At 59.4% G+C, this 15,826-nt stretch carries 15 protein-coding genes; 9 read left to right on the top strand and 6 right to left on the bottom strand.

What is annotated here, in order from left to right; translation table 11 throughout:
- The first annotated feature begins 5 nt into the window (after nucleotides 1-5).
- Both G6N74_RS12320 and G6N74_RS30730 read left to right on the top strand, forming a co-directional pair.
- Entirely contained in the window at nucleotides 6-1,592 is a 1,587-nt protein-coding gene (locus G6N74_RS12320) for a GMC family oxidoreductase (RefSeq protein ID WP_165117669.1), read from the top strand.
- A gap of 91 nt (nucleotides 1,593-1,683) precedes the next feature.
- Nucleotides 1,684-1,980, top strand: coding sequence for an aminotransferase class I/II-fold pyridoxal phosphate-dependent enzyme (locus G6N74_RS30730; RefSeq protein WP_312857868.1), 297 nt, complete (start codon nucleotides 1,684-1,686; stop codon nucleotides 1,978-1,980).
- Nucleotides 1,981-2,292: 312 nt separating this feature from the next.
- On the opposite strand, the gene G6N74_RS12310 is transcribed toward G6N74_RS30730, so the two are convergent.
- The 6 genes from G6N74_RS12310 to G6N74_RS12285 form a co-directional block, all read right to left on the bottom strand.
- Nucleotides 2,293-3,900 carry a GMC family oxidoreductase gene (locus G6N74_RS12310; protein WP_165117668.1) on the bottom strand — a complete coding sequence of 536 codons (1,608 nt, stop codon included), beginning with the start codon at nucleotides 3,898-3,900 and terminating at the stop codon, nucleotides 2,293-2,295.
- Between the two features lie 62 nt (nucleotides 3,901-3,962).
- Nucleotides 3,963-5,000 carry an extracellular solute-binding protein gene (locus G6N74_RS12305; protein ID WP_165117667.1) on the bottom strand — a complete coding sequence of 346 codons (1,038 nt, stop codon included), beginning with the start codon at nucleotides 4,998-5,000 and terminating at the stop codon, nucleotides 3,963-3,965.
- Nucleotides 5,001-5,106: 106 nt separating this feature from the next.
- Complete coding sequence (locus G6N74_RS12300; RefSeq protein WP_165117666.1) at nucleotides 5,107-5,895, bottom strand: ABC transporter permease; 789 nt, start codon at nucleotides 5,893-5,895, stop codon at nucleotides 5,107-5,109.
- Nucleotides 5,892-6,791: an ABC transporter permease gene (locus G6N74_RS12295; protein ID WP_165117665.1), complete on the bottom strand. Its 900-nt coding sequence runs from the start codon at nucleotides 6,789-6,791 to the stop codon at nucleotides 5,892-5,894. The genes G6N74_RS12300 and G6N74_RS12295 overlap by 4 nt, the downstream gene beginning before the upstream one ends.
- Nucleotides 6,788-7,879 (bottom strand): ABC transporter ATP-binding protein, encoded by a 1,092-nt coding sequence (locus G6N74_RS12290; RefSeq protein WP_165117664.1) that lies wholly within the window; start codon nucleotides 7,877-7,879, stop codon nucleotides 6,788-6,790. The genes G6N74_RS12295 and G6N74_RS12290 overlap by 4 nt, the downstream gene beginning before the upstream one ends.
- Before the next feature lie 91 nt (nucleotides 7,880-7,970).
- Nucleotides 7,971-9,101 (bottom strand): branched-chain amino acid ABC transporter substrate-binding protein, encoded by a 1,131-nt coding sequence (locus tag G6N74_RS12285; RefSeq protein WP_165117663.1) that lies wholly within the window; start codon nucleotides 9,099-9,101, stop codon nucleotides 7,971-7,973.
- A 194-nt stretch (nucleotides 9,102-9,295) separates the two neighbouring features.
- Between G6N74_RS12285 and G6N74_RS12280 the strand changes: the two genes are divergently transcribed.
- The 7 genes from G6N74_RS12280 to G6N74_RS12250 all read left to right on the top strand — a co-directional run bounded on the left by G6N74_RS12280 (nucleotide 9,296) and on the right by G6N74_RS12250 (nucleotide 15,817).
- Nucleotides 9,296-10,213, top strand: coding sequence for a branched-chain amino acid ABC transporter permease (locus G6N74_RS12280; RefSeq protein ID WP_165117662.1), 918 nt, complete (start codon nucleotides 9,296-9,298; stop codon nucleotides 10,211-10,213).
- Nucleotide 10,214: 1 nt separating this feature from the next.
- Nucleotides 10,215-11,390 carry a branched-chain amino acid ABC transporter permease gene (locus tag G6N74_RS12275; protein ID WP_165117660.1) on the top strand — a complete coding sequence of 392 codons (1,176 nt, stop codon included), beginning with the start codon at nucleotides 10,215-10,217 and terminating at the stop codon, nucleotides 11,388-11,390.
- Nucleotides 11,390-12,175: an ABC transporter ATP-binding protein gene (locus tag G6N74_RS12270; RefSeq protein ID WP_165117658.1), complete on the top strand. Its 786-nt coding sequence runs from the start codon at nucleotides 11,390-11,392 to the stop codon at nucleotides 12,173-12,175. Before G6N74_RS12275 ends, G6N74_RS12270 begins: the two co-directional genes overlap by 1 nt.
- Nucleotides 12,168-12,869 carry an ABC transporter ATP-binding protein gene (locus tag G6N74_RS12265; RefSeq protein ID WP_165117656.1) on the top strand — a complete coding sequence of 234 codons (702 nt, stop codon included), beginning with the start codon at nucleotides 12,168-12,170 and terminating at the stop codon, nucleotides 12,867-12,869. Before G6N74_RS12270 ends, G6N74_RS12265 begins: the two co-directional genes overlap by 8 nt.
- A 376-nt stretch (nucleotides 12,870-13,245) precedes the next feature.
- The gene (locus tag G6N74_RS12260; protein ID WP_165117654.1) at nucleotides 13,246-14,520 is read left to right on the top strand and encodes a flavin-containing monooxygenase; all 1,275 of its coding nucleotides are present in this window, start codon (nucleotides 13,246-13,248) and stop codon (nucleotides 14,518-14,520) included.
- 203 nt (nucleotides 14,521-14,723) lie between these two features.
- The gene (locus tag G6N74_RS12255) at nucleotides 14,724-15,140 is read left to right on the top strand and encodes a RidA family protein (protein ID WP_165117652.1); all 417 of its coding nucleotides are present in this window, start codon (nucleotides 14,724-14,726) and stop codon (nucleotides 15,138-15,140) included.
- A 5-nt stretch (nucleotides 15,141-15,145) separates the two neighbouring features.
- Nucleotides 15,146-15,817 carry a DUF1028 domain-containing protein gene (locus tag G6N74_RS12250; protein ID WP_165117650.1) on the top strand — a complete coding sequence of 224 codons (672 nt, stop codon included), beginning with the start codon at nucleotides 15,146-15,148 and terminating at the stop codon, nucleotides 15,815-15,817.
- Nucleotides 15,818-15,826 lie beyond the last annotated feature (9 nt).

Genomic DNA, 15,826 nt, shown 5'->3' with positions numbered 1-15,826 from the left:
GACAAATGAACAGCTATGATTATATCGTCGTTGGCGCTGGTTCGGCAGGTTGTGTGATCGTCAACCGGCTGATCCGGGCCGGCAAGAGCGTTCTTCTGCTCGAGGCGGGACATGCCGACAACACGCCGTTCATCCATATTCCCGCCACCTTCGTTCGGGTCCTTGGAACGAAGCGCACTTGGAACTACAAAACCGAGCCGGAGCCGGGCGCAAACGGTCGCGTCATGCATGTGCCGCAGGGCAAGACGCTTGGCGGAAGCTCGTCCGTCAATGCCATGATCTATATTCGCGGACAGGCGGAGGACTATGATGCATGGCGCGATGCCGGCTGCCCAGGATGGGGCTATGAGGATGTCCTGCCCGTATTCCGGCGTTCCGAGGCCAACCAGCGCCTGGCCGGGTTTTATCATGGAACAGACGGACCGCTTCGCGTTTCGGATACGCACTATCGCCACCCGCTGAGCTATGCCTTCTTGCGCGCCGCACAGGAAACCGGCATCGACTACAACGACGATTTCAATGGTGCGGAACAAGCAGGCGCCGGCTTTTACCAGACCACGACATTCAACGGGCGTCGTGGCTCGACGGCGGCGACTTTTCTCGCTGGGGTCAAATCGAGCCCACTGCTGACACTGCATACACAGGCGATGGTAGAAGGCCTCATCCTGGAAAACGGTGCAGCGTCCGGCGTGCTCTACCGCCATGCCAATGGCGAAGTGAAAAGCGCCCGTGTCCGTGAAGAGGTCATCGTCTCGTCCGGTGGCATCGGCTCGCCCAAGGTGTTGCTTCTGTCCGGAATCGGTCCTGCCGAACAACTAAGCCGGTTTGGCATTCCGGTCATTCGCGATCTTCCCGGCGTCGGCGAGAATTTCCAGGATCACATCAGCGCTTCCGTTTATGGTGCGACGAAAGATCCGATCAGCCTGTTCGGTAACGATAAGGGCCTACGCGCTGCGCGCAACGGTTTACAGTATCTTCTATGGCGCACCGGCTTGCTCACTTCGAATGTCGTGGAAAGCGGCGCTTTCGTCGATACATCAGGATCAGGGCGGCCGGATGTTCAACTGCATGTCGTGCCCGCACTTGTCGGCGACGCAGATCGCGCCCCACCGCAAATTCATGGCATTTCACTAAATCCATGTGTCTTGCGGCCCACCTCGCGCGGAACGATCAGCCTCAAGGATCGCGATCCGGCAACGCCGTTGGCGATCCACGCCAACAACCTGGCGACGCAACAGGACATCGATACGCTGGTACGCGGCGTCGAACTCTGCCGAAGGATTCTTCGTGCTCCTTCACTCAAGAAGCTGATCGCTAAAGAACTCGCGCCGGGAGAGGCGGATATTCTCGATCGTTCAGCGATTGAGAATCACTGTCGTCAGTTCGCCAAGACGGTTTTCCATCCCTCGGGCACGTGCCGGATGGGCTCCGACGACAATGCTGTCGTCGATGCCAAGCTGCGGGTCCGCGGAGTTCCCCGCCTGCGGGTCGCCGATGCCTCCGTCATGCCAACCCTGGTCAGCGGCAATACCAATGCACCGTCGATAATGATCGGCGAGCGCTGCGCAGATTTCATTCTAGCGCAGGGATGATTCTGCATATGAACGCGTTTAGATCTGCGGCCGCTGACGTCAGTTGACCACGGTCACGGCTTTCCATTCCGCCATGGCCTGCAGGCGGTGAATATGTTTTTGGAAAGTCGGCTATGTCACAGCCGATAACAGGCTCCTGCGTCCGATATCGCGTGCTCATCAGTATGTGAACTTTTCGACGCCCCCGGCGCTTCAGGCAGCCGTTGCCGTAGGGCTTGGCATGCCTGACGGCTACTTCAGTGCCCTGCGCGAACGTCTCGAACAGCGTCGCAACTTTTTGCTCGGCGGCCTGCGCACCGCCGGATTCAAGGTAGTGGACGTGTCCGCTACCTATTTTGCCGTGGCTGATATCAGTGAGAACCGGTTTGGCGAGGATGACCTGGTATAGTCGCCGAATGACAATGGAGGCCGGTGTAGCAACCGTTCCGATGTCCTTTTTTTTACGAGAATCGGGAGGTTGCGACCCACGTTCGGTTCTGCTTCGCCAAGGAGTTGGCGACATTGGAGGACGCGGTTTCCCGTCTGGCGCTGTGGAGCGGAAAAGCGGGTGATGATCTGCGCGCGGTCGAGGTACGCCTGCAATCCGACACCATCGCTCGCCGAGCAATTTGAAAGCCTCGCTGCCTGAATACCGCATCTGATCAGCTTGTTCATCCAATTGGCAAGTTTGCGACAAAGCCGACTCTAATCGGCCACAGACCTAGTGTGGCGTATTCAAAATCATTCTTGCTGCGCGCTCTCCGATCATCATGCTCGGTGCGTTGGTGTTGCCGCCTATCAGGGTAGGCATGACCGAGGCATCCGCCACGCGCAAACCTTCGACGCCATTGACCTTGAGTGTCTGCGGATCGACGACCGACATGGCGTCGGTTCCCATCTTGCAGGTTCCGACGGGGTGATAGACCGTAAGCGCCTCGGCCCGCAGATAGGCGAGAATTTCATCGTCGCTGCGGACGTTTTTGCCCGGCAGCATTTCTTCTCCGCGAACACCGTCGAATTCCGGCGACGCAAAGATGCTGCGAGCGATCCTGATTCCTTCGACCAGAACCGCGGCGTCCCGTTCGTCCGAGAAGAAGCGATGGTCGATCAATACGTCGCGACGTGAGCCATCGGTCGTCAGCTTGATTTCGCCGACGCTTTTTGGCCGAAGCACGCAGGTGTGAATAGCATAGCCATGGCCATATTCGACCAGCTTCCCGCGATGGCTTCGGTAGCCCGGCACGAAGTGAAACTGGACGTCGGGCAATTCACCGGCATATTTCGTGCGGGCAAATCCACCGGCTTCCACATAGTTCGTGGTGAGCATGCCTTTGCGATTCACGAAATACTGGTACGGAGCAGCCAGCATGCGCGGCAGGTTCGCCACTGAAAGGCCGAGCGTCTTGGCGCTCGAGGAGCGGACGGTGATCATTCCGTCGACATGATCCTGCAGGTTCTTGCCGACACCGGGAAGATCTATGATGGGCTCTATTCCCTGCTGGCGAAGAGCTTCTGCTTCACCGATGCCCGATTCCATCAGAATCTTGGGGGAATTGATCGCTCCGGCCGACAGTACGATCTCGCGGTTGACGTTGATGGTTTTCCGTTCGCCGTTGCGCAGCGTTCGCAGGCCGGTCACGCGGCCTTCGGAAATGACGAGGTCGAGCACTTCGCATTCGCTCAAAACAGTTAGGTTCTTGCGATCGAGTACCGGGCGAATGAACGCCGAGTAGCTGCTGAAGCGCTGCCCGCGATCCTGCGTGACATTATAGATTCCAAGGCCAAGCTGGCTTGCAGCGTTGAAATCGTCGTTGCTGGGCAGGTCCGCATTCCGGCCGGCCTTGACGAACATTTTCGAGAGGATGTTCGGATCGCGCGGATTGTCGACCAGCAGTTCCCCGTCGGTGCCGTGATAGTGCTGGTTCTGCCCCAGCCGATTACGCTCCAGCTTCTTGAATACGGGAAGCACGTCTTCATAGCCCCAGCCGGCACAACCGAGCCGCGCCCACTCGTCGTAGTCGCTGGCTGCGCCTCGAATGTAGACCATCGAGTTGATCGACGAAGAACCGCCCAGGGCCTTGCCGCGGTTGACGGGAATTCTGCGGTTGTTCAAATGCGGCTGCGGCACGCCGACATAGCGGTAGTCGTAGTTCGGATTGCCGTAGAGCGAGAGAATTCCCGCCGGCACCTTCACCCGCACGCTGCTGTCGCTTCCGCCGCCCTCGATCAGGCAGACCCGCACGGAGGGGTTCGCGCTCAGGCGATTGGCAACGACGCAGCCAGCCGAACCTGCGCCAACCACAACGTAATCATAAGTATCAGCCGACATTCACAGCCCTTTCGAAGAAATGAAACGGGCCGGAATCCTTGAGCGATTCCGGCCCGCCGAACTTACTGGAGGAGCTGTGTCCAGACTTTCGTGACGAGTTCCTGCGCTGCAGGCGAACAGGCTTCGCCCATTTTCACCGGAACGGTCGGGAACAATTCCGGGGCGTTTTCCTTCGTGTAGATCGCTTCCTTCTCGTCGATCTTCACCGGCGAGGAGTGGCCATAATAATTGTACTGCGCCGTCGCGTTTTCGATCTTGGTCATGAAGTCGATGAACTTCTTCGCATTCTCGAGGTTCGGCGCATTCTTCGGCACGGCATAGGAGTCGAGCCAGCCGACCAGGCCTTCCTTCGGCATCGCGTATTCGACATTCGCCTTGTCATTGCGGCGCACGCGCATCGTATTGCCGTCCCACCAGAAATGGGCGGCCACTTCGCCGCTGCCGATGCGGTTTTCGATGTTGTCGCTGGAATAGGCCGCAACATAAGGCTTCTGCGCCACCAGAAGGTCGAGCACGCGCTTCATTTCCTGCGGGTCTTCGCTGCAATATTTGATGCCGAGATAATTCTGTGCCGCCGGGATGACCTCGTCGGGCTGTGCAAGGCTGGCGATCTTGCCCTGCAGTTCTGCCGATGGCTCGAAGTAGATCTTCCAGCTGTCGACCGGTCCCTTGTAGACGTCGCGGTTGACGGTGAAGCCGGCATTGCCGAAGGCCATGGGCACGGAGTAGTTGCCCGTCGGGTCCCACCACTGCTTCTGCCATTCAGGCAGTACCTGCTGATAGGCCGGCAGGCTGCTGGCTCCGAAATCCTCGAGCAGGCCGCTGTCGACCATGATCTTCACGAAATGCTGCGACGGCGTGACGATGTCGTAACCCGCAGATCCGGCCTGAAGCTTGGTGAGCAGATCCTCGTTTGAAGAGAACGCATCGACGGTGACGTCGATGCCGCTTTCCTTCTCGAATTTCGCGACGACGTCAGGGGCGATGGAATCCGCCCATGCATAGATGGAAAGCTTGCCCTCGGCGTGGGCCGAGACGCTGAAAACCAGACTTAGCGCGCTGGCTGCGATGAGTGATGCGATACGCGGATTCGTGGACATGATATTCCCCTTTGATCTTTTGTTCTCCCGAGGGTGACGATAGCCGACATCCCCCGGCGATAAATTTGAATTCCCCGATGCGGTGATTAGGTAAAAACTCGCTTCGCTATTTCTGCCGCTGTACGAGAAAGGCGATCGTCGCCAATGCCACGGAGGCCAGCATTATCAACGTCGATATCGCGTTCAACTGCGGCGAAACGCCTTGCTTGATCAGCGAGAAGATGTAGACGGGCAGGGTGGTTGCGCCGCCGGAATTCAAAAGATTGCTGGTGATGAAGTCGTCCATGGAAATGACGAAGGCGAGCATCGCGCCGCTGAATACCCCCGGCAGAATGAGCGGCAGCGTGACGCGGCGGAACGCGACCCAGGCCGAAGCGTAGAGATCGCGCGCGGCTTCTTCCAGATTGGCGTCCATGCCTTGCAGGCGGGCACGTATGGGCAGGAACGCGAACGGGATGCAGAAGGTCGTGTGCGCGATGGCCAGCTTCATGATGCCGTTGACGAGGCCGAGCTGGGAAAACAGGATCAGCGACGCCACCGCGACGACGATTTCGGGCAGGAGCAAGGGCAGGTTGACGATCGTTTCGGAAATGCGCCGGAAGCGAACATCTCTGCCGCGAACGATGACGAGTGCGGCCATCAACGCCACGATCGTCGAGATTGTCGTCGCGATGACGGCGATCAGGAGGGACGTCTTCACAGCCGAGACCAGCGCCGAATTCGACAGAGCTGTCGTGTACCAATGCAGCGAAAAACCGCCCCAGTTGGAGACGATGCGATTGGCGTTGAATGAGTAGAAAATCACCACCGATATCGGCAGGTAGAGATAGACGAAGAAAAGAATGCTGAAGAGGCCAAAACCGGGATAGCGCCTGACGTCGGAACCGCTTTTCATAGCGTCAACTCCCTCGTCTCCTTGCGCACGGACCGCAGCCCTCTCGCAACCAGGAAGATCAGTACCGCGGCCATCAATACCAGCGAGATGGCGGCGCCCAGCGGCCAGTTGCGCGCGGCGCCGAACTGCAGCTGGATCAGATTGCCCATCATCATCGTCTTGCCGCCGCCAAGCAGCGTTGGCTCAAGCACCGCGCCGAGGCAGGGAACGAACACCAAAATTGCCCCGGCAAGCATGCCCGGCTGGCAAAGAGGCAGGATGACGCGGCGCAGCGTGACGAGACGGCTTCCGTAAAGATCGTGGGATGCCTCGACAAGCGCCGGGTCGAGTTTCTCGATCGATGCGAAGATCGGCAGGATCATCAGCGGAATGTAGCTGTAGACGAGACCGATCAGCATCGCCGTGTCGCCGAACAGCAGACTGTCCATGCTGTCGATCAGGCCGAGCGCGCGTAACGTCTTTTCGATAACGCCTTCCTTGCCGAGAATGATGATCCAGGAGTAGACGCGCACGATCATCGAAACCCAGAACGGTAGGGTCACGAGATAGATCAACGCGATCTTGAGCGACGGCTTCTGCAGCGAGATGAAATAGGCGACGGGGAAGCTGAGCAGCAGGCAAATCACCGTCGTTATAGCCGACAGCAAAAGCGTTCTGGCGATGACGATCAGATATTGCGGATTGAATTCAAGCTCGCCCGTCCAGCCCTCATTGAACAGGATCTGCTTGTAAGGGGCGGTGGTAAAGACATACTCGAAACCGCCATAAGGTCCGCGTGTCGAGAACGATACGAGGATGATGATGCCGACCGGTATGATCAGCGTGAGAAGCATGATCACATGCGTCGGCAACAGCCCCAGAACATTCCAGCCCGGGATCTTGACGCGCCGCGTCATGCGCCCAGTATCCTTGCAGATTCCGCCGCGAAACTCACGCTGATAGGCTGGCCGACCTCGAACATCTCGCTTCTGGTGACGCTGTTGCGCTTGGAAACGCGCAGTTTGGCGACGCCGGTTTCGACGAGATAATAGGTGTAGCCGCCGAGATAGTTCGTGCCGACGATCGTTCCGTCGATCGGAATCTGGTCGGCCAGCGCTGGAAGACTGATCTTCTCCGGCCGGATCGACATGGTCGCCTTCCGGCCAACCAAAGCCTGCTTTTGCGGCGCAGTAAACTTCATTCCTTGCGGGATCGAAACGGTTGCGCGCTCGCCATCAAGCGAAATCACATCGACTTCGAAGAAATTGGTTTCGCCGATGAAATCGGCCACGAAACGGTTAGACGGCTCTTCATAGATCGCCGAGGGCGTTCCCAGTTGCTGGATTTCGCCGTCGCCCAGCACACAGACGCGATCCGACATATCGAGCGCTTCTTCCTGATCGTGGGTCACGAATACGAAGGTGATGCCAGTCTGGCGCTGCAGGGTGCGGAGCTCGTCGCGCATGGCTTGCCGGAGCTTGAGATCCAGTGCCGAAAGCGGCTCATCGAGCAGAAGCACCTCGGGCTCCGGCGCCAGCGCCCGTGCCAGCGCGATGCGTTGCCGCTGGCCGCCGGACAACTGCTGCGGCTTGCGCGCTGCGAACTTGTCCATATGCACGAGACGCAGCATCTCAGTGACGCGCGCCTCGCGGCGGTCTTTCGCCCAGCCGAGATTTTCCAGCCCGAAAGCGATGTTCTGCTCGAGCGTCATATGCGGGAAGAGGGCGTAACTCTGGAAGACGGTATTGACCCGCCGTTTGTGCGGCGGAAGGCGCTGGATATCTGCGCCGTGCAGCGAAATCTCGCCCGTGGAAGGCTGTTCGAAGCCGGCAATCATCCGCAACAGGGTGGTCTTGCCGCAGCCGCTCGGTCCGAGCAGCGTAAAGAACTCATTTTCATAGATGTCGAAGGTGACAGGCTTCAGCGCCTGATAGTTGCCGAAAATCTTGGAGACCCCTTTGATCTCCACCGCCTTTCCTGGCTTGTGCAAACTGCTGTCGGTCATGGGCAATGCTCCGGCGCGGGACTATTCGGCATCTTGCCAAAACAATGCCGCGCCGCCTGAAGGGCGGCGCGGCAATACACGATGTTTTTGATTACATCTTTTCCCACTTGCCGTCGCGTACGACATACCTGTCGATCTCGACCGCCATATTGGTCTGGCCGTTGTCGTCGAAGGAGACTTCGCCGAGGATACCGTCATGCTTGATCCCGCGGATCGCGGCGCTCAGCGCTTCCTTGTCCTCGATGCCCTTTTCCTTGATGACTTCCAGCAGGATCTGGGCGGCCTCATAGGCATATTTCGCATAGGAGCCGGCAGGGTCGGTGTAGCCCTTCGCCTCATAGGCCTTGTAGAATTCCTCCAGCTTCGGGTTGCTTTGGACTGCCGGCGTGCCGACGATCGTGCCTTCGGCCGCAGCGCCTGCGATCTCGATGAACTTGGGATCGTAGATGCCGGAAATGCCGTACATCGGCAGGCTGCCCATGCCGAGATCGGCCATCTGGCTGCGCACGAGTGCCGCTTCGGTGACAACGCCGCCGAAATAGATCGCATCCGGGCCAGCGGCCTTCGCGGTCGTCAGCATCGCGCGGAAGTCGGTGGTGCCGACCGCTGCGGAATCCGAAGCGACGATTTCACCGCCGGCTTCTTTGAAGAAATCGCCGAACCATTTCGCATTGGCCGCGCCATAGTCGGTCGTGTCCGAAATGATCGCGATCTTCTTGACCTTGCCTTCCTTGGCGATCGCCTCGGCCAGTGGCTTGTTCTCATTGACGAGTGTCGGCGTGACGCGCGTTACATTGGCGAAGTTCTGTTCCGTGATCTTCGGGCTGACTGCGCCCCAGACGATGAACGGCATCTGCGAACGGTTGAAGACCGGGATGGTCGCCAGCGCGACCGAGCTGTTCCAGTGGCCCGTGGCGGCGACGACCGCGGGGTCGTTCACCAGCTTCTGGGCGGCAGAAACGCCGACGGCCGGATCGGAAGCATCGTCGAGAACGACGCCTTCCACCTGATGCGGGTAGCCGCTGGCATTCGCTTGTTCGATTGCCAGGAGAAAGCCGTTGCGGGCGCCAAGGCCCTGCTGTGCATTGCCGCCGGAAAGCGGTCCGATGAAGCCGAGCTTGATCTGGTCTGCCTGAGCCTGGGCGGCGCCCAGCGCCACGGCGAACAGAGATCCGGCAATAAGTGATGATACGCGGACGATCGCGCTGCGCCTGTTATGCATGGTTCCACCTCAAAGGTCTTGTCTTGCCGCCAACGTAACGGCCCGGCCGATCATGATCGTCGGCTGAGCATCAGCCTATTTCCGCGTATTTGGTCTGGAAATTCGGAAATTGCTATCCGTGACTTCGGAGATTCATTATGTGCCCTCACAAAACGCACTGATAGTCGTTTCAACTTAAATGAGAGACTGATCGGATGGCGGAACTGCTGGTCCAGCAATTGGTGAACTGGATAACCCTTGGCTGTATCTATGCGTTGCTGGCTATCGGCTTCAGTCTGATTTTCGGCGTTTTGAACGTTATCCATTTCTCGCATGGCGACGTTGCCATGACGGCGCCCTTCATAGCTTTGGCTCTGGTCCAGGGGTCGATGGCGGTTGTCGGCGTGACCGGCCCTGCCTGGCTGCTGCTTGCGGTCGTGGTGGCGGTGCTTGCGGTCGGCGTGATTGGCATCGCGCTCGACAAGATCGTGATCCGGCGTTTCCGCGATGCACCGGCAATGATGGCGCTGGTCGCGACGGTGGCGCTCGGCATCGTCATTCGCGAACTGATCCGTCATCTCTACCCGCAGGGGTCTAATCCGCATGCTTTCCCGCGCCTGGTGTCGGGAATGGCGTTTGAAGTCGCCGGCGTTTCGGTAAGCTGGTTTGCGCTGCTCGTGGTGGCGATTACCGCAATACTGGTAACGCTCCTTTTCGTATTCCTGCGCATGACGGCGCTTGGCCTGCGCATTCGCGCCGCCTCCGAAGACCGGGTCGTGGCCCGCATGATGGGCATTCGCGATTCACGCGTTTTCCGCGCGACCTTCTTCATTGCATCCGCCATCGGTGCAATCGCCGGCCTGCTTTTCGCAAGCTATGCCGGCGTGACGCGCTTCGATTTCGGTGTCATGGCCGGGCTTCTCGGCTTTTCCGCTGCCGTTATCGGCGGTCTGGGTTCGATGCCGGGAGCAATCCTCGGCGGCCTGATTATCGCCGGCATAGAGGTGCTGGCGCAGACCTTCGTGCCGGATGGGGCGTCTTACAGGCTGGTATTCGTCTTCCTCCTCGTCATCGCGGTTCTGATATTCCGGCCAGCCGGCCTTCTCGGCCGCACCGTGATGGAGAAAGTCTGACATGCGGCAGGACATCGCTTCATCGGCGTCGCCAGGCAAGTCTGCCGCGGTCGCATTCACCGTCGCCTCCCAACTCGTCGGCGCGGTTTTCCTCTATCTCATATTGAAGGCCGATGGCGGCTTGCAGATCGTCGGTCTGCTGGCACTGCTCGGGCTCGGTTTCTTCATTCTGGAAAAGCAGCCCTGGATTGCCGAACAGGCGATGGCGAGCTTTGCCCGCGTTCCGCTTGTCTCCATGATTACCGCAGGCATAATCGTCGTCGGATTTCCCTTCATCGTCGGGTCCAACACCTATATTCTGCATCTGCTGATCGTGGCGCAGCTTTATGCGGTGCTGGCGCTCGCGCTCAATTTCCAGCTCGGCAGCGCAAACATTCCGAACTTCGCGACCGGCGCTTCCTATGGCATCGGCGCCTATGTTTCGGCGCTGCTGGCGATCAATTTCGGCCTCAGCTTCTGGCTGACGCTGCCGGTCGCAGCACTTGCGGCGACGCTGTTCGGCTTCATCATCGGTATTCCGTCGATGCGGACGCGTGATACGTATTTGGCGCTCGTCACCATCGCATTCGGTGTCGTGGTCCAGCAATTGCTGAACAATTTCGAATGGACCGGCGGTCCCAACGGTCTGGTTGGCATTCCCGCACCAAGCCTGTTCGGCCATTCCTTTGCCGATCCGCTCGTTGTTTTCGGCTGGAGACTGCCGAGCCAGGCGAATTTCTATTACCTCTCCGCCGCGTTGGTGGTCGTGGCGATCATTACCGCGCACCGTCTTCATTCCTCCCGGATCGGCCTTGCCTGGAACGCCTTGCGCGCCGACGAAATCGCAGCCAAGGCGCAAGGCATCAATGTTGCCTGGTACAAGGTCCTGGCTTTCGCGGTTGATGCGTTTCTGGCGGCCTTTGCCGGTACGATCTACGCTTTCTACGTATCCTATATTTCGCCCGACAATTTTACATTCCTCGTCTCGGTCACGATCATGACGATGGTTATCGTCGGCGGCATGGACAATATTTTCGGCGTCATCGTCGGCGCATTCCTGCTGACGATCCTGCCTGAAAAGCTGCGCGCTTTCTCCGACTACCGCCTGCTTTTCTTCGGCGTGGTCATCATCGGCTTCCTCATGATCCGGCCGCAAGGATTGTTCCCGCAGCGCATGCGCCGTTATGGAGGCGAATAGTGAGTACGCTTCTGAAAGTCGAAAATGTAACGATCCAGTTCGGCGGGCTCGTTGCGCTGAACGATGTGAGCTTTTCGATTGAAAAAGGCTCCGTTCTGGCGGTGATCGGGCCTAATGGTGCCGGCAAATCTACGCTCTTCAACGTCGTCACCGGCGTCTACAAGCCGACCTCCGGCCGCGTGACATTCGACGGCACGGAGATCACCGGGCGTCCATCCTACGAAGTGGTCGAGCGCGGCATTGCCCGCACCTTCCAGTCGTCGCGCCTGTTCTCCGATCTGAGTGTGCTCGATAACGTCATCATCGGCATGCACACGCGAACGCGAACGGGCGTGCTGACCGCGCTGTTTCGTCCAGGCGTTGCGCGCCGCGAGATGGATGAATGCGTCCGCAAGGCCGAATCCCTGCTGAAGCTCGGCTCCGGCGATCTGTTCGAGCAGCGCTATCGCCCTGCCGGAACGTTGGCGCAGGCCGACCGCCGCAGGCTGGAAATCGCCCGCGCGCTTGCCTCGCAACCCAAGCTGTTGCTCCTAGATGAACCATCCGTCGGGATGGACGAAACGGAAACTGATGCGCTCGTGTCAGACATCATTCGGCTACGAAAAGAAAATCCTGACTTGTCGGTCATTCTCATCGAGCACGACATGCGCGTTGTCGATGCTTTCCCCCAGCATGTGATGTGCATCGACTATGGAAGCCGTATCGCCGAGGGCGATTACGCCACCGTGCGCGCCGATCCGCGCGTTCAGGAAGCCTATCTCGGAAAGGCGGCTGTCCATGCTTGAACTGAACGATGTCGACACGGCTTACGGCGCAGTTCCGATGCTGCGCAACGTGGTGATGAGCGTGCAGGCGGGTGAGCTGGTCTGCCTACTCGGCCCCAATGGTGCGGGCAAGACTACGACCTTCATGACGGTCTGCGGCGTGGTGCGCGCGCAACGCGGCAAGGTCAGCGTGATGGGCAAGGACATCGCGGTACTTGGCACGGAAAACCTTGCTTCACTTGGCGTGGGACTCGTGCCGGAAGGCCGCCGCCTGTTCCCCGGCCTGACGGTTCTGGAGAATCTGCGGCTCGGCTATGATGCCGTCTCGGCTCGCGGCCCGAATTTCGAGCCGCAACTCGAAAAAATGTGCGCTCTGTTTCCGCGTATCCGCGAGCGTCTGCGTCAGCTGGCCGGAACTCTGTCGGGCGGTGAGCAGGCCATGGTTGCGCTGGCGCGTGCCCTGATCGGCGAGCCGAAACTGGTGATCATGGACGAGCCTTCGCTCGGTTTGTCGCCAAAGCTTATCGGCGAGTATTTCGAGATCACGCAGGAAATCCATCGTCGCGGAACGACAATCCTGTTGATCGAGCAGAACGCCGAGATGGGTCTCAGCATCGCGGATCGCGGCTACGTGCTCGTCAAGGGCAAGGTCGCTCAGGAAGGTCCGGCGAAGGAACTTCTGTCCTCGAAAGTGGCGAAAAGCCTCTATCTCTGAGCGTTTCGATCCCGCCCCCGTATTTTCTGCACCGGCCAACCTCTCCCGGCGATCAGCAGGGCTAACGCATATGGCACAGCCGACCCTCACTCCGCTTCGCTTCGCTCGGCACCTCTCCCCCTCAAAAGGGGGAGGAAGGGTGCCAGCCTTGCGGACGGCGTTTCCTCTCCCCCGTCGAACGGGGAGAGGTTGCTCGGCGAAGCCGAGACGGAGTGGGGGTCGAATTCCATATGCGACTGCTCTTCCAGCATTTAGGGACAAGCTAACCGTTGCCACAAAAAATCGTAATTTTCGCAAGCCAGCCCCTCCAGTAAACCAAAGACAAGGCCGCCGTTGCATCTGCAGAAACGCTCGGACAGCCAGAAAGGGAGCAGAAATGTCAGTTGAAAAGGTAGACACGCTTGTGGTTGGTGCTGGCCAGGCAGGGGTGGCTATGAGCGAGCATCTCGGCAAAAGCGGCGTCCCTTATCTCGTCTTGGAGCGGGACCGGATCGCCGAACGCTGGCGCTCGGGAAGATGGGATTCGCTGGTTGCCAATGGTCCCGCCTGGCATGACCGTTTTCCGGGAATGGAGTTTCCGGGTGCCGGTCCCGACGCCTTCGTCGCCAAGGAGAAGGTTGCGGACTATTTTGTTGCTTATGCGGAAAAGATCGCTGCCCCCATCCGCTGTGGCGTCGAGGTGAGAGAAGTGCGACGTAATGTCGGCCGGCCGGGTTTCCGTGTGGAAACCTCGGACGGTGTGATCGAGGCCCGCAACATCGTTGCCTCCACCGGTCCTTTCCAGAACCCGGTCATTCCGGCCGTAGTGCCTGAAGATGCAGGTTTGATGCAGATCCATTCCAGCTCCTATCGCAATCCCGGCCAATTGCCTGAGGGCGCGGTGCTGGTGGTGGGTGCCGGATCTTCGGGCGTGCAGATAGCGGACGAACTTCTGCGCGCCGGCAAGCGCGTCTACCTCTCGGTCGGCCCGCACGATCGGCCTCCGCGCGCCTATCGCGGCCGCGACTTCTGCTGGTGGCTGGGCGTTCTCGGCAAGTGGGATGCCGCAACGCCGGGTCCTGGCACGGAACATGTCACGATCGCGGTGAGCGGCGCTCGCGGTGGCGAGACGATCGACTTCCGGCGCCTTGCCGGGCAGGGGATGATCCTGCTTGGCCGAACGGAAGACTACAAGGAAGGCGGGCTGACCTTCGCGCCCGATCTTGCCGAGAATCTTGCGCGGGGCGATGCCAATTACATGTCTCTGCTGGACGAGGCCGACGCCTATGTTGTTCGCAACGGCGTGGACTTGCCGGAAGACCCTGAAGCCCGCCGGATCGAACCAGAGCCGAAATGCGTGACCGATCCCATCCTCGAACTGAACCTGGCCGACGCCGGAATAACCTCCATCATCTGGGCCACCGGCTTCACCGTCGACTACAGCTGGCTGAAGGTTGATGTGTTCGACGAGAAAGGCCGGCCGAAGCATCAGCGCGGGGTGTCATCCGAGCCTGGAATCTACTTCCTTGGATTGCCATGGCAATCGCGCAGAGGGTCCAGCTTCATCTGGGGCGTCTGGCATGATGCCAAGTTCGTGGCGGACCATATTTCCACGCAGCGAAAGTATCTGGAATATCACGAGTCCGCTAAACGCGTGACTGAAGAGGCATAGCCAACTCCGGCTTGAAAAGGATGCGACCGATTAGGAGCGCCCTTAGCAAGGATGAGAAAGACTATTCTTCAAAGTTCATCAGCGCTGTGGAAACATCACCGCGAAATGCGGATTGCGGTCCCGGTGCTTTTCGCAAACGGAGCCGTTGAGCCAAAATTCGCGCAACGGACGCCTTGACCCGAGCCGACCCGATGGAGACCAAGATGGCACATGATCGAATTCGTACGTTCAACACCAAGGACACCTATCCCGAGCAGAAGCTGGACAACGACCTTTGCCAGGCGGTGATTACGCGGGGTGGCAAAACCGTCTATCTGCGCGGCCAGTGCCCGCAGGATCTGGATACGGCCAAGAACATCGAAAGCCACGATCCGGTCGAGCAAACCCACAAGGTCATGCAGAACATCAGGCAGCTCATCGAAGAGTGCGGCGGCACGATGGAGCATCTCGTCAAGGTTGTCGTCTACATCACCGACGTCCGCCATCGCGAGGCGGTCTATCGCACCATGGGCGAGTATATCAAGGGCGTTCATCCCGTCTCGACGGGCCTCGTCGTTCAGGCGCTGGCGCGCCCGGATTGGCTGGTCGAGATCGACGGCACCGCCGTCATTCCGGACTGACCGGCATGACTTTCTCCATCGTAGCACGCTGCAGCAAGACCGGCATGTTCGGCGTTGCCGTGTCGTCCTCGTCGCCTGCTGTTGCCGCGCGTTGCGCCTATGCGCAGGCCGGTGTCGGTGCCGTGGCGAGCCAGAACATTACCGACCCGACTTTGGGCATCCGTGGGTTGGAGCTTCTGGCGCGCGGCGCTTCGGCTGCGGAAGCCATCGCTATTCTGAAGCGCACCACCTACAGCGAATACCGTCAGGTATTGGCTGTGGACGCGACAGGAATGAGTGCGATTCACTCCGGCCCCAAGGCACTTGGAATTTGGGCGGAAGCCCGCGCGGAAAACGTCGCATGCGGCGGCAATCTTCTGGCCAATGACGGCATTCCGCAGGCAATGGTCAATGCGTTTCTGGCATCGGAAGGTCATCTGGGCGATCGCCTCATTGCCACGATGCGCGCTGCGCTCAAGGCTGGCGGCGAGGCTGGCCCGGTTCGCTCTGCCGGCATGAAGCTGGTGCGTGACGTTTCATGGCCTGTTGCCGACCTGCGCTGCGACTGGACCGAAGAATGCCCCATCGAGCAGGTGGCGATGCTGTGGGAACTCTACAAGCCGCAGCTCGACGCCTACGTGACCCGTGCGATCAACCCATCGGATGCTCCGAGCTACGGCGTACCGGGCGACGAATAAAGACCAGGG

The organism is Mesorhizobium zhangyense (assembly GCF_011045115.1).
In the GTDB taxonomy this organism is placed as follows: domain Bacteria; phylum Pseudomonadota; class Alphaproteobacteria; order Rhizobiales; family Rhizobiaceae; genus Mesorhizobium_M; species Mesorhizobium_M zhangyense.
Note: the sequence above shows the minus strand (reverse complement) of the source record. Positions and strands in the feature narration are given on the sequence as shown.

Bases quoted from the DNA above. Each gene is read 5' to 3' on its own strand.
- G6N74_RS12280 (WP_165117662.1), top strand. From the start codon at position 9,296: ATGGCGGAACTGCTGGTCCAGCAATTGGTGAACTGGATAACCCTTGGC.
- G6N74_RS12255 (WP_165117652.1), top strand. From the start codon at position 14,724: ATGGCACATGATCGAATTCGTACGTTCAACACCAAGGACACCTATCCC.
- G6N74_RS12300 (WP_165117666.1), bottom strand. From the start codon at position 5,895: ATGAAAAGCGGTTCCGACGTCAGGCGCTATCCCGGTTTTGGCCTCTTC.
- G6N74_RS12260 (WP_165117654.1), top strand. From the start codon at position 13,246: ATGTCAGTTGAAAAGGTAGACACGCTTGTGGTTGGTGCTGGCCAGGCA.
- G6N74_RS12250 (WP_165117650.1), top strand. From the start codon at position 15,146: ATGACTTTCTCCATCGTAGCACGCTGCAGCAAGACCGGCATGTTCGGC.
- G6N74_RS12290 (WP_165117664.1), bottom strand. From the start codon at position 7,879: ATGACCGACAGCAGTTTGCACAAGCCAGGAAAGGCGGTGGAGATCAAA.
- G6N74_RS12285 (WP_165117663.1), bottom strand. From the start codon at position 9,101: ATGCATAACAGGCGCAGCGCGATCGTCCGCGTATCATCACTTATTGCC.
- G6N74_RS12265 (WP_165117656.1), top strand. From the start codon at position 12,168: ATGCTTGAACTGAACGATGTCGACACGGCTTACGGCGCAGTTCCGATG.
- G6N74_RS12295 (WP_165117665.1), bottom strand. From the start codon at position 6,791: ATGACGCGGCGCGTCAAGATCCCGGGCTGGAATGTTCTGGGGCTGTTG.
- G6N74_RS12320 (WP_165117669.1), top strand. From the start codon at position 6: ATGAACAGCTATGATTATATCGTCGTTGGCGCTGGTTCGGCAGGTTGT.
- G6N74_RS12310 (WP_165117668.1), bottom strand. From the start codon at position 3,900: ATGTCGGCTGATACTTATGATTACGTTGTGGTTGGCGCAGGTTCGGCT.
- G6N74_RS12305 (WP_165117667.1), bottom strand. From the start codon at position 5,000: ATGTCCACGAATCCGCGTATCGCATCACTCATCGCAGCCAGCGCGCTA.
- G6N74_RS12275 (WP_165117660.1), top strand. From the start codon at position 10,215: ATGCGGCAGGACATCGCTTCATCGGCGTCGCCAGGCAAGTCTGCCGCG.